Here is a 12880-nt window from a genome sequence, read left to right on the forward strand (position 1 = left end):
CAACCGAACACGGACCCGTACCCATAAAGCCGTTACTACCTACGCCATAATGTAGCCGTTTAAATCTAAGGCTGAAGGTCGGAAAGTCCAATAGGTATAGGTATAAAGTATAAGGCAATGGCATCCGATCCATCATTGTGAAACTGCTTCAGACAGGTGAAGCATTCAATAGGATAGGGCATCTCGGTCATAGAGGCATTGAGGTGCAAAGGGGACGAGATGGTCGTCACCCTATTACATCACCAGTTCCCGCGTGTCGCGGGCGATGACTAGTTCCTCGTTGGTCGGGATCACCATTATGCGGACACCCTCGCCACTGTCGATGAAGCGTTCGATTTTCGATGATGCCGAATTAGCGCCTCCGTCAAAGTGCACATTAAAAGTGTCCAGACCGGTCAGCGACAGTTCCCGCACCTTAGCCGAGTTCTCGCCGATGCCGCCGGTGAAGACGATGCCGTCCAGACGTCCCAACGCGGCAGCATAGGCCCCGATGGTCTTTTTCACGCGATAAGCGAAAATGTCGAGCGCGGTCTGCGCTCGCGCGTTGCCGGCAGCGGATTCCGCCTCGATCTCACGCATATCATTAGAGACGCCGGAGATACCCAACAGGCCGGAGTGCTTGTTGATGAGCGAGGTCGCTTCGCCGATGCCGATCTCCTCGCGGCTCATGATGTAGAGGAGAGCACCAGCATCGAGATCGCCGGTGCGGGTGCCCATCAGAAGGCCTTCGACCGGAGTGAAGCCCATCGTCGTATCGATCGAGATGCCGCCCTGGACTGCAGCCATGCTGCAACCGTTGCCAAGGTGCGCGGTGATGAGGTTGATTTCCTCGAGAGGACGGCGCATCAAGTCTGCGGCTCGCGACGCAACATAGCGATGCGAGGTGCCGTGAAAGCCGTAGCGTCGGACGCCGTATCGCTTGTATAGGATAAATGGCAGGCCGTAGAGGTAGGCGTAGTCAGGCATCCGGTAATGAAACGAGGTGTCGAATACGGCGACCTGCGGAGCATTTGGCAACAGCGCCTTGCAAGCCTGAATGCCTTTGATGTTGGCGGGATTGTGGAGCGGCGCCAGTTCGATGCAGTCGTGAAGTTGCGCCATCACTTCGCTGTCGATCCGGACCGAGGCGGTGAACCGTTCGCCGCCGTGAACGACACGGTGTCCAACAGCCGCAATCATCGCGCGGTCGGTGATGACGCCGTGATTGGGCGAGAGCAGAATCGCGAGGATATACTCGATTGCCTGCTGGTGATCGATGATCTCTCCCGCCAGTTTGACCTTATGGCCATCGTGCCGCTCCTGAGTCAGAATCGAGCCGCGCGCGCCGATGCGATCGACCATTCCCCAAGCGAGGCAGACTTCGCCCTCCATCTCAAAGAGACGGAATTTTACCGAACTCGAGCCGCTGTTCAAAACCAGGATGAGCATTGCCGGAGCCTATTTATGCAGGGTTCCTATTGCAGGGAAAGTCTATCGCTTCCCTTCGCAACGGGACGGAATTGCGGCATTGCAGACGGCGAGGGTCAATGACCGTGATGATGATGGTGATGATGGTGCTCCGGGTTGTCGCACTCCTCTTCATCGCAGTCGTCGATCAGTTCGTCAGGATGGGTGTTGAGATAGATGATGTTGCCGTCGGGGTCTTCGATGGTCGCGCCGACGGAGCCATCTTCCTCCAGTTCCGGTTCGCTCTTGAAGACGACTCCCCGCTCTTTCAATTTGGCGGCAAGTTCACGCACCTCGACGCCGCGGAAGTTGAGCATATTACCAGTGATATGTCCTTCGTATAAGGCGATACGGTAGGCGTCGTTCTCCATCACCGCCCAGCCTTCGAGCGGATCGCCGCCGACGATCTCGAAACCGAGACGGGCGTAGAATTCGGTGGACTTCGCCAGATCCTTTACCGAAAAGCAAATCTCAAGCCAGCCGAGATCGACTTCGGGGGTAAATTCGCCTTCGAGTGGTTCTTGTTCCAGGTTCTCTCCCAATGATGTTAAAATGGATGGGCGGGTCGATACACGCTCGCTAAATCCTGCCTCACGCCGTCGCAGCGACAAGGATACTTTGCGCGCCATTGCCGTTCATTCCGATTGCGGCTGCTGTATCGTCGCGCTTTTCGTCCATCGGTCGCAAGCCTATCCGCCGCTCGGCCGATTGCAGCAACTCCTGCAGCATCCGTGAATAGGTTCCTCCGCCGAGCCGGAACATCTTGGCCAAATGGCCATCCCAACACCAGCCCGGATTGGGATTGACTTCGAGCAACTTCGGCCGGCCGGCGGCATCGAGCCGCCAATCGAACCGGGCATAGTCGCGGCACTCGAGGCGGGTGAAGAGACGCAAACACCAGGCGACGATCATCTGGCGCGTCTCTTCAGGAAGATCGGCAGGAACCGACCTGATCTGCCAGTAGGGTGATTCGGGCAGCCATTTCGCTTCGTAGCCGCAGATGTGCGGCAAGCCTTCGGGCAGCACCGAATAGTCCTCCTCGATGACCGGCAGGACGAGGTAAGATTCGGGCGGGTTGCCGATGATCCCAACGCTGATATCGCGACCGGTTAGAAATTCCTCGACCAGGAGCGGCTTGTCATAGCCGAACTGTCCACGGATGTCGAGTATCGCATTGGCAAGGTCCTCGTGGTTATAGGCAATCGAACGCTGGGTGATGCCGAACGACGAGTCTCCATAATTCGGCTTGACGATCATCGGGAAGGCGACCGGCAGTTCGAGCCGGATGTCGCCCGGCTTGACGAAGATCGCTTCCGGCACCGGGATTTCCATCTCCTTGGCAATCCCCCGCACCAGCGACTTGTCATAGCAATACGCAAGACATTGCGGACCGGCACCGGTGTAGGGGATGTCGAGTTGTTCCAGGAGCGCGGGGATATGGAGTTCCCGCCGCGGATCGTTGCCGAAGCCTTCGTCGCAAAGGTTGAGGACATAGTCGAATCGCCCGGCGAGTCGCTTCAAATCGGAGGCGAGCGAGTCATGGCTGTTCAAATATGCGAAATCGTAGCCGGGAATCTCCTTAAGAGCCGCTTTCATCTGGTCGATGGTATAGAAGTCGTCGTCGTCCCAAACGGTGAGCGGTTTTAACGGGTCAGGTTTGGAGGGGTCGCCAAGGAGAACGACCACATTACGGACGTCGCTGCGCGCCTTCTTTCTGCGGGGCGTCCAGTCCTTGCGGCAGACCGAGGTCGCGACGAGCCGCTGGGCCATCATCCCGAGGTCCTGGTTACGCGCCGAATTGGGGCTGAACTCGGCGTGCAGGGTGAAATCGCCGATACCGGCTGTTTTCATCAGGTCGGCGAGCGACTCGCGGTTGTAGAGCCGTTCGGCGTAGAACTGATCGACCAGCACCCCGCGGTCGACATGGGTGATCACCTCACGGGTGATGAGCCGGTCGCCGCCGGCGGAGAGGGAGCGCTCGCGGCATACGAAGTGCTTGCGGTCAATCCACTCCCAGGAGCGCGGCTGGTAGTGCGCCCGGACAAAGTCGCCGTCGGTTACGTCCACGAGCAGCCGCCCCCAGGGCCGCAGGGTGCGAAGAATTTCCTTGAGGACGCGGAGGTCGTCGGCAACCGATTCAAAGTATCCGAAACTGTTGCCCAATATGGTGATGACGTCGAAGGCATCGGCGGGATAAGGCAGTTTGCGCGCATCGCCTTCGCGAAAGCGAACCTGGAGGCCCTCCGAGCGAGCTGTCGCCTTGGCGCGCTGGATCAGGTAGTGCGACCGGTCCAGTCCTTCGACATTGCGCAACCCCCGACGCGCCAGTTCGAGGCAGTGCCGGCCTTGCCCGCAGCAGAGATCGAGCAGCGGCTGTTCGGGCGCCAGTCTAAGCAGATCCGAAAAGAGATCGACTTCGGTGCGGGTAATGGCGTCGTCGGCGACGACATCGGCATCGGTCTTCAGGTAGAGGGAATTAAATATGCCCCGCCACCAATCGGACCGGACATGTTCCTCGAGATTGGGAACCGGGCCGAGAGCCGCGCGGCGCCGGTCGCCGTTGCGGGGGCGAGGTTGGGGAGGTTTGTCGCGGTCGGAACTGACGCGCTTCTGCATCTTATTGATATCTAAAAGTTAATCTTGTCAGCCGGGGCGATGACCCCGCTGCCGGTAAAGATAGGAACAGCCTGACGGGTAATCAAGTTCCCAACTCACTCTTCACACATCGGTTGGAGAAGGGGTGTGCCGTTCGTATCTTATGATAAGTAACGCCGACGTTGTTGCAACGTTGGTCATTATTCACAAGAATACGTCAGATCAAACAGGTGCCCTCACTCACCGATAGACACCGTCCCTCCCGGACATTCAAACTGGCCGGACTTGCCCTTGGGCTTGCGGCCGGGGTCTGGCTGGTTACCCGTTTCGTCAATGCCGGCGGGAACATCCTGACCGAGGCGCAGAAGATCACTCAGGTAATGAGTCTGATCCAGCAAGCCTACGTTGAACAGCCCGACATGGAGAAACTGAGCGAGGGAGCAATAGAGGGGATGCTGAAAAGACTGGATCCGCATTCGGTCTATATCCCTCCCGCCGAACAGAAGGAGATCGCGGAGCGGGATCAAGGCGAGTTCGAGGGGATCGGCATCTCCTTCGTCATCCAGAACGAACTGATCACTGTCATTTCGGCGATACCGGGGACCCCTGCCGACCGGCTCGGAATTCGTTCCGGCGACCGCATCGTCGAGATCGACGGGATCAGTGCTTACGGTATTACCAGCGATGAGGTCTTCAAGAAACTGCGCGGCAAGCGGGGCACGACGGTCAAGGTGAAGGTGGCCCGGGAGGGTGCTCCGGAACTGATCGATTACACGATCATCCGCGACGCCATCCCGATCCACTCAGTTTGGGCATCGTTTATGCTTGACGACTCGACCGGCTACATCCTCCTAAACCAGTTCATGGCAACGACGAGCGGCGAATTCGACGCGGCTCTCCGGCAAATGGAGAGTCGGGGGATGACTCGGCTTGTCTTCGATCTGCGAAACAACCAGGGCGGGCGGCTGAACGAAGCCGTCGAAGTGGCGGATATGCTGATTCCGGGACGGCACCCGATCGTGTCGCGAAGAGGCCGGATCCCGGGCGAAGACTCAACCTATTACTCGACCGACAGGGCGACGCATCCGCAATTCGATCTGGTAATCCTGGTGAGCGGCGGGACCGCGTCGGCCTCGGAGATCGTCTCCGGCGCGGTGCAGGATCTCGACCGGGGACTGATTATTGGCCAACAGACCTTTGGCAAGGGGCTGGTGCAGTTTCCCTATGCTCTGAAAGGCGGCGGCGTGATTAGGCTCTCGACCGCGCATTATTACACACCTTCGGGACGGCTCATTCAACGGCCCTACGATAAAGGGCGGGGCGAATACTACGCCGTCCGAATGCGCGGCGGTGATGACACGACCAAGCATATGGCTTTCAAGACCCTCGGCGGACGGACGGTCTATGACGCAACCGGCATCACTCCCGATTCGACGGTCGAGGACCACAAGATTACTGGAGCCGCGGCGCAACTTATCGGCGCGCAAGTGATGTTTCCCTACGCGCAGTCGCTGGTAAAGGTGAAGGGTCTCACGCCGGACTACGGCTTTGACCGGTACTTGCTTGAGTTCTCCATCACCGATGCCGACCTGAAGCAACTCATTGAAGTCGCCAAGGAGAAGAAGGTGAACTATCCCGAAGACCTCCTATCGAAGGATCGCGACTACCTGGCGACGCTGCTGAAAGCAGAGATCGCCCAGATCGTCTGGAACAGCCGCGACTACTACTACCGGGTGATGGCCGAGTCCGATCCCGTGGTGAAAACTGCGCGAAGCCTCTTTGGAAAGGCACGCGATGTGGCCGCGGTCTGGCGCCGGGCTTCGAAGAGTTGACAGCGACCCGGCGGGGGCTTAACTTGTGAATCGTTCGATGGCAGGAGTGGCCACCGGTCCTCTCTGCTGGATTGACAGGACCTACCCTGCCAAACAATGGGCAGACCGGATTCCCTATCCATCCGGGAGGGCGGGTCTGTCCGGCTCTATTTCGACACCAGAGGAACCTTATGGTAGATTATTTCGTCCGGGGTGGCGCCTTCATGTGGCCCATTCTCATCTGTCTCATCATCGGACTGATGTTCGCGCTCGAGCGCGCCTGGACGCTGACCCGCGCCAGCATAAATGCGCGAAAGTTCACCCGCCAGATTCGGGAGACCATCACCGGCGGTTCGGTTGACAAGGCAATCGAACTCTGCGCCAACACCCGCGGGCCGGTGGCGAATGTGCTCCACGCCGGGCTGCTACGCGTCGGGCGCGGCATTGAGCATGTCGAAAAGGCGGTGATGACGGCCGGAACAATCGAAATGGCCTTCCTCGAGCGCAACCTCGTCTGGCTGGCGACGGTGATCTCGATTGCCCCGATGCTCGGCTTCCTCGGCACCGTCAGCGGGATGATCAACGCCTTCGACGCCATCGCCAAGGCGAACGACATTTCGCCGGCGCTGGTCGCAGCCGGAATCGCCGAAGCGCTCCTGACGACCCTCTTCGGGCTGGTGGTCGCGATCATTATTCAGTTCTTCCATAACTTCTTCGTGTCGCGCATCGACAAGATCGTTTCCGATATGGAGGAATCGACCCAGGACTTCGTCGATCTGTTGGTCGAAAAGCAAGTAGCATAAGGCTTAGGGCTCAGGGTTCAAGGCTCAAGATTTCCAGCCCCAGCCCTGATCCATAAGCCTAAAGCCTTGAGCCCAATGCCTTGAGCCTTAAGCCCTAAGCCCATCCCCATGCTCGTCGAAAAAAAGAAGAAGCGCGAAGCCGAGATCCCGCAGGCCTCTCTGGCGGATATCGCCTTTTTGCTCCTGATCTTCTTCCTCGTCACCACGACGATGGATGCCGACAAGGGCATCCATATGGTGCTGCCTGAGCGCGGCGGCGAAGTGAAGATCAACCCGCAGAACATTGCCAAGATTCTGGTCAACGAGGCGGGGCTGATCCTCTTCGACGGCAAGCAGTGCGACGATGCGGAGTTGAAGGAACTCCTCGGCGCGAAGTTGAAGGAGCGCGGCTATGACGCCGAAGGCAGCCCGAAGTTGATCGTCTCCATCAAGACCGACCGCGAGACCGCTTATGAGCGCTACATCAACGTCCTCGACGTGGTGAAAGGCTCGGGCGCGACGAAGATATCCATCGCGGAGCCGGATAAGGAGTAGTCGTTGAGTCGTTGAATCGTTGAGTGATCATCCCGGTCGCGGCGCAAGGGATTGCGCCCGCCCAAAGCCCATAGCCCTAAGCCTTAAGCCCTTAGCCCTGAGCCTTCTCCCGTGTTCACCAAGAAGCAGAAACCGCAAGGCGGCATCCCGACCGCCTCGTTGCCCGACATCATCTTCCTGTTACTCTTTTTCTTCATGGTGACGACGGTCATCAAGAAGACGCAGGGCATCCCGATCGTCACGCCGGCCGCCGACCAGACCAAGAAGATCGAGTCGAAGCGGCATCTGGCTTACATCTGGGCCGACGACCGGAACACCATCTCGATCGACGACCGGCTGATCCCGCTCGCGGCGATCGGCACCATCTCCGGCATCATCCGTCAGAAGTTGGACGCCGACAACCAGTTGATCGTCTCGATGAAGATCGACAAGCGCGCCAAGATGTCGCTCGTAACCGACATTCAGGAGCAACTGCGCGACGCCTACGCCGTCCGGGTCAACTACTCGACACGGTTCAAGGGGGGAGAGTGAGGGAGGGGGATGCCTGAACAGCAGGACATTATTACTGTGAGTCCGAGTGTCGCGCTGGAAACCGGACTGATTGAGTTTCTTCGCACCATTGAGTTGGAAGAGAATGGCTGCAGAGGAGTCGCTCTCTCTATCTTGGCTCAAACCAATGCCGAGGATCTCCGTAAAATCGAGATTGACCTCTCTCAGTTGCGCCAGTCCGGCCCAAGACACGGTAGGCAGGAGATAAGACTAAGAAGCGGGCGGCTTGCAATATTGGAGTCAAAGATCTGGGCGGTAAATCCACTTGATGACAACCCCGAGATAGCTCTTTCGCTTGATTGCGATCTGGCAATCAAGTTGAATGAAGGAGTAGATAAGAGCCTGCACAATAGTGAAATGCCTTCATCAATCATTGATGATTTCGTCCAGCATTTGGATAGTTACGCATATTGGTATATGACGAAATTTCAATATAGTAATGAACTTTATGATTCTTTACTGTCTATTCCTAAGTCGCTCGATTTGCCAGATTACAAAGATGCCAGAATCATTGGCTTCACTTTGCAGGTTTCTGCGCCATGGAAGGCCGAATCCGAATCGGAAGGATGGATTGGAATGGAAAAGAGTGAGTTCATAGAAGAGAACATGTACCATGCTGAGATTAGAAGTACGCATCGTAGTATTCAACATAAGATATACCTGACGAGTCGAATCAGATTAGACTTACTATCGGATTTGCAAAGTGCTCACAATCATGCCCTTAAGATGTCCTCAAATTTTGTTGAATCTTTACCCTCAGAGGGGAGGTAGAATTATGCAATCCGGATTTCGTTTGACAGAAAGGGAGAGCCTGATCTGGCTTGATGCGCCCAAGCGTCTTGAAAATTCAAGATTGGGAGAATTTCCACCAGAGGCACTAGAGCATTTACGCCCCCGACAAAGATCGCTTTCCGACCTTGAAAACAAGACCTCTACACCGCGGAAGCAACGTCCTCACAATATGCTGGTTGAGCAGATTAACGATCTTATCCGGTCACCGCTAAGTCGCCAGCATCTTGACCAAATACGTTCACTTAAGAAAGAATTGGCGCAACTTCGGGAGATGGTATTACAACTTGAAGCGAGGATCGATTTAGCAAACCCAATTCCGACCATATCTATTCGTCGTATCGAACGCGAACAAGCGAGAGACGAAGTCATGAACTATTTCGCTAAGAATGCTGGCTACCACGATGCCGGAGATATTGCAGATGAACTCAGGATCGATATTAGGTTGGTGGTCGAAATCTGCAACGAGTTGATTCGCGAAGGCGTTGTAGGTGAGTAGCGATGAAACTGGTCGTATGCAAAGGGACTCAATCCATGGTGAACGTATTGATTCCCAAGCCAGAAAGTATGTGCGATTACACGATATTGAGGATGAGGATACTGGGAAAATTCAGCCAGCGTTCCGCCTGGAAATAAACGCCTATTGCTCTGTAAGCAAGAAGCTTAGAAATGGAGGAAATGCCACATCGGAGCTTCCCGCCATTCATGGTGACAAAATTCGAGTATTGGCAGACAAGCACGATAGGATTGGTCTGACAACGGGTAGTTCAAGACACAAGATTCAGCAATGTCGTCATTCAGGTGATGCCTTCGCAGTCATTTTGAAACCGCTAAGGTATCTGCATCTCAATTCATAAATGCACAAATCTCCCCACGCCGACCTACGGCTGCAATATTGCCGCGTCCTCGAAGCGTCGCTCGCGGCGTCGCTCGCCGTCCTGACCCTCTCCTTCCTTATCTGGAAGAAGTTCGAAGGATCGTCGGTCGCGCGCGCCGTCGATATTCCCTCGATTCAGGTCGAGGACATCCCGATCACCCGCACGATCAAGCGGATCGAAGCGCCGCGCAAGCCGACCATCCCGATCGAGGACCCAGAAACCGACCCCGAGACCGACATCGATCTGCCCGAGTTCAGCGAGTTCGACCCGACCATCAAGCCACCGCCGCCCCCGCCGGCACTGGACGAGATCATCCCCTTCTTCAAGATCGAACGTCAGCCGGTCCTGATCGGCGGTCCGGAAGCGATCCGCGACTACATCGTCCGCAACAACCTCTTCCCCAAGGTCGCCGAAGACGCCCGCATCTCGGGCGACGTCCTTATCGAACTGGTCGTCGATAAGGAGGGTCTGCCGAAGAGCATCGTCGTCAAACAGGAGAAGCCCCCCAACCTCGGTTTTGGCGAAGCGGCCGTCAAGGTGATGCAGGCGATGCGCTTCCAACCCGGCTACCAGCGCGACAAGCCGGTGCAGGTGCGGATGCAGCAACGCATCCGGTTCGCTATCGAATGAGCGGGCGGTGCCGTATTACTTTACAACAATGAACTTGCAAGTGCTCCCTTGTCTGTAATGAACGTTTCACAATCTCAACCCAAGCGCAGGCTGCAACTGATGTGGCTTGCGCTTCTTGTTCCATTGACGCTGGCCATCGCGCAGATCGAACTCGATCCTGAGCGCGACGTGTCGCTCGTCGCGACCGTCGAGCCGTTGCCTGTCCCGGCCGGCGGATCGGGCGTCCTTACCCTCGCCATCAACCTGCCGTCCGATTGCCACATCACCAGCCGCGACTACGAGTTCTTCTTCGTCGCGATGGACTCGGTGCCGGGGATCGAATGGGGCATCCCCTCCTATCCATCGGGGGTCACCTTCGACGGCGAGACAGTCTATCAGGGTGTGGTCAAGGTCTCGGTACCTTTGATGATCGCACGTTCAATAGGATCCGAAAAGACCCTGATGCTGCCCGGCACGGTCGGCTATCAGATTTGCACCGAGAAGGAGCCGGTCTATTGCACCCCGCCGATCGAACGGCGGTTCGAAGCGACGCTCATCACCGGTGATCCGGGCTCGGGCGGTGGATTATCAACAGGCGCAGCAAGTGGCGGTCTGACCCTCGAAGAGAAAGCGAAGCGAGCGCTTGAGTCGGGCTCGGCCGTCGCTTTGCTCTGGATTTTTGTTGGCGGCTTGCTGCTTTCCTTCACGCCGTGCGTCTATCCGGTCATACCGATCACAATCGTCTACATCGGAGCGCGGTCGGGGACGAACAAGATGCGGGCATTGACGCTCGCGCTGGTCTTTGTCCTGGGGCTGGCGCTGGTCTATTCGCTCTTGGGGCTTTTTGCCGCGGCGACGGGCGGGGTCTTTGGACTTTCGACACAGAACCCCTGGGTGTTGGCGTTCATAACAGCAGTCTTTGTGGTGATGGGAATCGGGATGCTCGGCGCATTCGACATCAACCTTCCCTCGTCGTGGCAGACGGCTTTGGCATCCAAAAAGCGTTCGGGCTATCTCGGCGCGCTCTTCGTTGGCGGGACAACCGGTCTGGTAGCGGCGCCTTGCGTGGGCCCGGTCTTGGTGGCGCTTCTGTCGTGGGTTGCTTCGACCGGCAGCCTCGGACTCGGGTTCTTCTACCTCTTCGTCTTTGCCGTAGGGCTTGGCTTTCCGTTCATTCTGATAGGAACCTTTGCCGGCGTCCTCACGGCGCTGCCTCGTGCCGGCGTCTGGATGGAGCGCGTCAAGCAGGTCTTCGGCGTGATTTTGATCGCTGCTGCCTACTACTTCGTCCGGCCGCAGGTTCCGGGCGACTGGTTCGTCCTGGCGGTAGGCTTCGGCCTGCTTGTTCTGGCCGGTCTAATGGGCGCTTTTGGACGCCTGGGAGAGGAGGCTTCGCTGGCACACAAGGCGGGTCGGGCGACAGCGCTCTTTGTGCTGGTAACGGGGATCTTCTACACACTTGTTGGCCTGTCGCGCCTGGAGGGGGTTTCGCTAACGGGTGGAGCATCCGCTCCGGTTGCGGCTGGGGCATCGTCTGGCAGTTCCCTCAAGGCGGAACCGGCGCACGGCTTCTGGCAGATGAATGACATCGACGGTGCGCTATCTGATGCGAAGACTTCGGGCCGAAGGGTTCTGGTCGACTTTTGGGCGGACTGGTGCGCCGCTTGCAAGGAACTCGACCACAAGACCTGGAATGTTCCGGAAGTCGATGCCTACGTCCGGGCTAACCTCCATCCCGTCAAGGTCGATGGCACGAAGATCACCGCCGAGGTGAAAGCCGTCTGGGCGAAATATGGCGTGAGGGGTCTCCCAACGGTGCTGGTGCTTGCTCCCGACGGCACCGAACTGGCGAGGTTCGAGGCATTCCGAACCGCAGAGCAGGTGATGCCAGTGTTGCAGAGCGGTGCCAATAAGAGCGCTTCCGGCATTTGACCACCCATTTCATCCCACCTATTAGATGAGCTTCCCGTATAACCTAACGAGTCAAGTCCAATGTCCCTTGTCCCCAAGATCGACGATGCGGCCTTTGCAAGCGAAGTGATCGCGTCGGAACGCCTGACGGTTGTCGATTTCGGCGCCGAATGGTGCGGCCCTTGCAAGAAACTGCATCCGATAATGGCCGACCTGGCCCAGGTCTATGACGGCCGGGTCAAGATCGTCGAGGTCGATGTCGATCATGCACAGCAAACCTCGATAGAATACAGCATCACCAGCGTCCCGCAACTGCTCTTTTTCAAAGGCGGTAAGGTCCGGGAATCGGTCATCGGGTTTATTCCAAAAAGCAAGATTGAAGAAAAGATCGAACGTTACCTTAACGAATAGGATTCCCATCCCCTCATGAAGCGCACCCCAGCACTCGCACTGATAATAACCCTGTCGAGCCTGATAGCCGGGCTCTCCGCATCCAAGCCGGCGCAAAAATCGACCGGACTCAAAGCCGCCGCGTTCACTCTGAAAGGCCTCGATGGCAAAGAGGTGAAACTCGCGGACTACAAAGGCAAGGTCGTCATCCTCGACTTCTGGGCGACCTGGTGCCCTCCTTGTGTCAAGGAGATTCCCCACTTCAACGACCTTGCCAGGCAATATGCCGGGAAAGGTCTGGTCGTGCTCGGTCTCTCCGTCGATCAAGGCGGAGCGGCAGTAGTGAGGAAGTTCATGCAGAAGACGCCCATCGACTATCGCGTAGCGATGGCTGACGAGGCAGCCTATACGACCTATCAAGACTACCTCCCGCGCGACGAGCAGGGGGGCATTCCATTCACCTTTATCATCGATCGAGAAGGCATTATCCGGCAACACTTCGTCGGTTACCGCGAGAAGGCGATCTTCGAAGGCGCGATCAAGCCGCTGCTATGATGCCTGAGCA

13 protein-coding genes are annotated in these 12880 nt (G+C 57.2%); 10 read left to right on the forward strand and 3 right to left on the reverse strand.

From position 1 onward, the window contains the following. Positions 1–234: 234 nt before the first annotated feature. The 3 genes from FJY67_04375 to FJY67_04385 all read right to left on the reverse strand — a co-directional run bounded on the left by FJY67_04375 (position 235) and on the right by FJY67_04385 (position 4062). Positions 235–1428, reverse strand: coding sequence for an acetate kinase (locus FJY67_04375; protein MBM3328698.1), 1194 nt, complete (start codon positions 1426–1428; stop codon positions 235–237). A 95-nt stretch (positions 1429–1523) separates the two neighbouring features. Then, a complete protein-coding gene (locus FJY67_04380; protein MBM3328699.1) occupies positions 1524–2075 on the reverse strand; it encodes a VOC family protein in 552 nt (183 codons plus the stop codon). After that, positions 2038–4062, reverse strand: coding sequence for a methyltransferase domain-containing protein (locus FJY67_04385; protein ID MBM3328700.1), 2025 nt, complete (start codon positions 4060–4062; stop codon positions 2038–2040). Before FJY67_04385 ends, FJY67_04380 begins: the two co-directional genes overlap by 38 nt. A gap of 209 nt (positions 4063–4271) precedes the next feature. On the opposite strand from FJY67_04385, the gene FJY67_04390 reads away from it, so the two are divergent. From FJY67_04390 to FJY67_04435, 10 genes are all read left to right on the forward strand, one after another. After that, positions 4272–5873 carry a S41 family peptidase gene (locus tag FJY67_04390; GenBank protein ID MBM3328701.1) on the forward strand — a complete coding sequence of 534 codons (1602 nt, stop codon included), beginning with the start codon at positions 4272–4274 and terminating at the stop codon, positions 5871–5873. 170 nt (positions 5874–6043) lie between these two features. Beyond that, positions 6044–6655 (forward strand): MotA/TolQ/ExbB proton channel family protein, encoded by a 612-nt coding sequence (locus FJY67_04395; GenBank protein MBM3328702.1) that lies wholly within the window; start codon positions 6044–6046, stop codon positions 6653–6655. A gap of 108 nt (positions 6656–6763) precedes the next feature. Continuing rightward, on the forward strand, positions 6764–7189 hold the full coding sequence (locus FJY67_04400) for a biopolymer transporter ExbD (GenBank protein MBM3328703.1): 426 nt from the start codon (positions 6764–6766) through the stop codon (positions 7187–7189). A 111-nt stretch (positions 7190–7300) separates the two neighbouring features. Next, positions 7301–7720, forward strand: a complete 420-nt coding sequence (locus FJY67_04405) for a biopolymer transporter ExbD (protein ID MBM3328704.1) — start codon at positions 7301–7303, stop codon at positions 7718–7720. Positions 7721–7729: 9 nt separating this feature from the next. Beyond that, positions 7730–8509, forward strand: coding sequence for a hypothetical protein (locus tag FJY67_04410; protein ID MBM3328705.1), 780 nt, complete (start codon positions 7730–7732; stop codon positions 8507–8509). A 4-nt stretch (positions 8510–8513) separates the two neighbouring features. Then, positions 8514–9026: a hypothetical protein gene (locus FJY67_04415; GenBank protein ID MBM3328706.1), complete on the forward strand. Its 513-nt coding sequence runs from the start codon at positions 8514–8516 to the stop codon at positions 9024–9026. Between the two features lie 358 nt (positions 9027–9384). After that, positions 9385–10035: a TonB family protein gene (locus tag FJY67_04420; protein MBM3328707.1), complete on the forward strand. Its 651-nt coding sequence runs from the start codon at positions 9385–9387 to the stop codon at positions 10033–10035. A gap of 57 nt (positions 10036–10092) precedes the next feature. Next, complete coding sequence (locus FJY67_04425) at positions 10093–11946, forward strand: hypothetical protein (protein MBM3328708.1); 1854 nt, start codon at positions 10093–10095, stop codon at positions 11944–11946. A 60-nt stretch (positions 11947–12006) separates the two neighbouring features. Beyond that, the gene (gene trxA / locus FJY67_04430) at positions 12007–12336 is read left to right on the forward strand and encodes a thioredoxin (GenBank protein MBM3328709.1); all 330 of its coding nucleotides are present in this window, start codon (positions 12007–12009) and stop codon (positions 12334–12336) included. 15 nt (positions 12337–12351) lie between these two features. Beyond that, the gene (locus FJY67_04435) at positions 12352–12870 is read left to right on the forward strand and encodes a TlpA family protein disulfide reductase (protein ID MBM3328710.1); all 519 of its coding nucleotides are present in this window, start codon (positions 12352–12354) and stop codon (positions 12868–12870) included. Positions 12871–12880: the final 10 nt, after the last annotated feature.

Source organism: Calditrichota bacterium (assembly GCA_016867835.1).
Classification (GTDB): domain Bacteria; phylum Electryoneota; class AABM5-125-24; order Hatepunaeales; family Hatepunaeaceae; genus VGIQ01.

Coding starts and splice junctions, on each gene's coding strand:
- FJY67_04375 (MBM3328698.1), bottom strand. CDS start 1,428: ATGCTCATCCTGGTTTTGAACAGCGGCTCGAGTTCGGTAAAATTCCGT.
- FJY67_04380 (MBM3328699.1), bottom strand. CDS start 2,075: ATGGCGCGCAAAGTATCCTTGTCGCTGCGACGGCGTGAGGCAGGATTT.
- FJY67_04385 (MBM3328700.1), bottom strand. CDS start 4,062: ATGCAGAAGCGCGTCAGTTCCGACCGCGACAAACCTCCCCAACCTCGC.
- FJY67_04395 (MBM3328702.1), top strand. CDS start 6,044: ATGGTAGATTATTTCGTCCGGGGTGGCGCCTTCATGTGGCCCATTCTC.
- FJY67_04400 (MBM3328703.1), top strand. CDS start 6,764: ATGCTCGTCGAAAAAAAGAAGAAGCGCGAAGCCGAGATCCCGCAGGCC.
- FJY67_04410 (MBM3328705.1), top strand. CDS start 7,730: ATGCCTGAACAGCAGGACATTATTACTGTGAGTCCGAGTGTCGCGCTG.
- FJY67_04415 (MBM3328706.1), top strand. CDS start 8,514: ATGCAATCCGGATTTCGTTTGACAGAAAGGGAGAGCCTGATCTGGCTT.
- FJY67_04420 (MBM3328707.1), top strand. CDS start 9,385: ATGCACAAATCTCCCCACGCCGACCTACGGCTGCAATATTGCCGCGTC.
- FJY67_04425 (MBM3328708.1), top strand. CDS start 10,093: ATGAACGTTTCACAATCTCAACCCAAGCGCAGGCTGCAACTGATGTGG.
- trxA (MBM3328709.1), top strand. CDS start 12,007: ATGTCCCTTGTCCCCAAGATCGACGATGCGGCCTTTGCAAGCGAAGTG.
- FJY67_04435 (MBM3328710.1), top strand. CDS start 12,352: ATGAAGCGCACCCCAGCACTCGCACTGATAATAACCCTGTCGAGCCTG.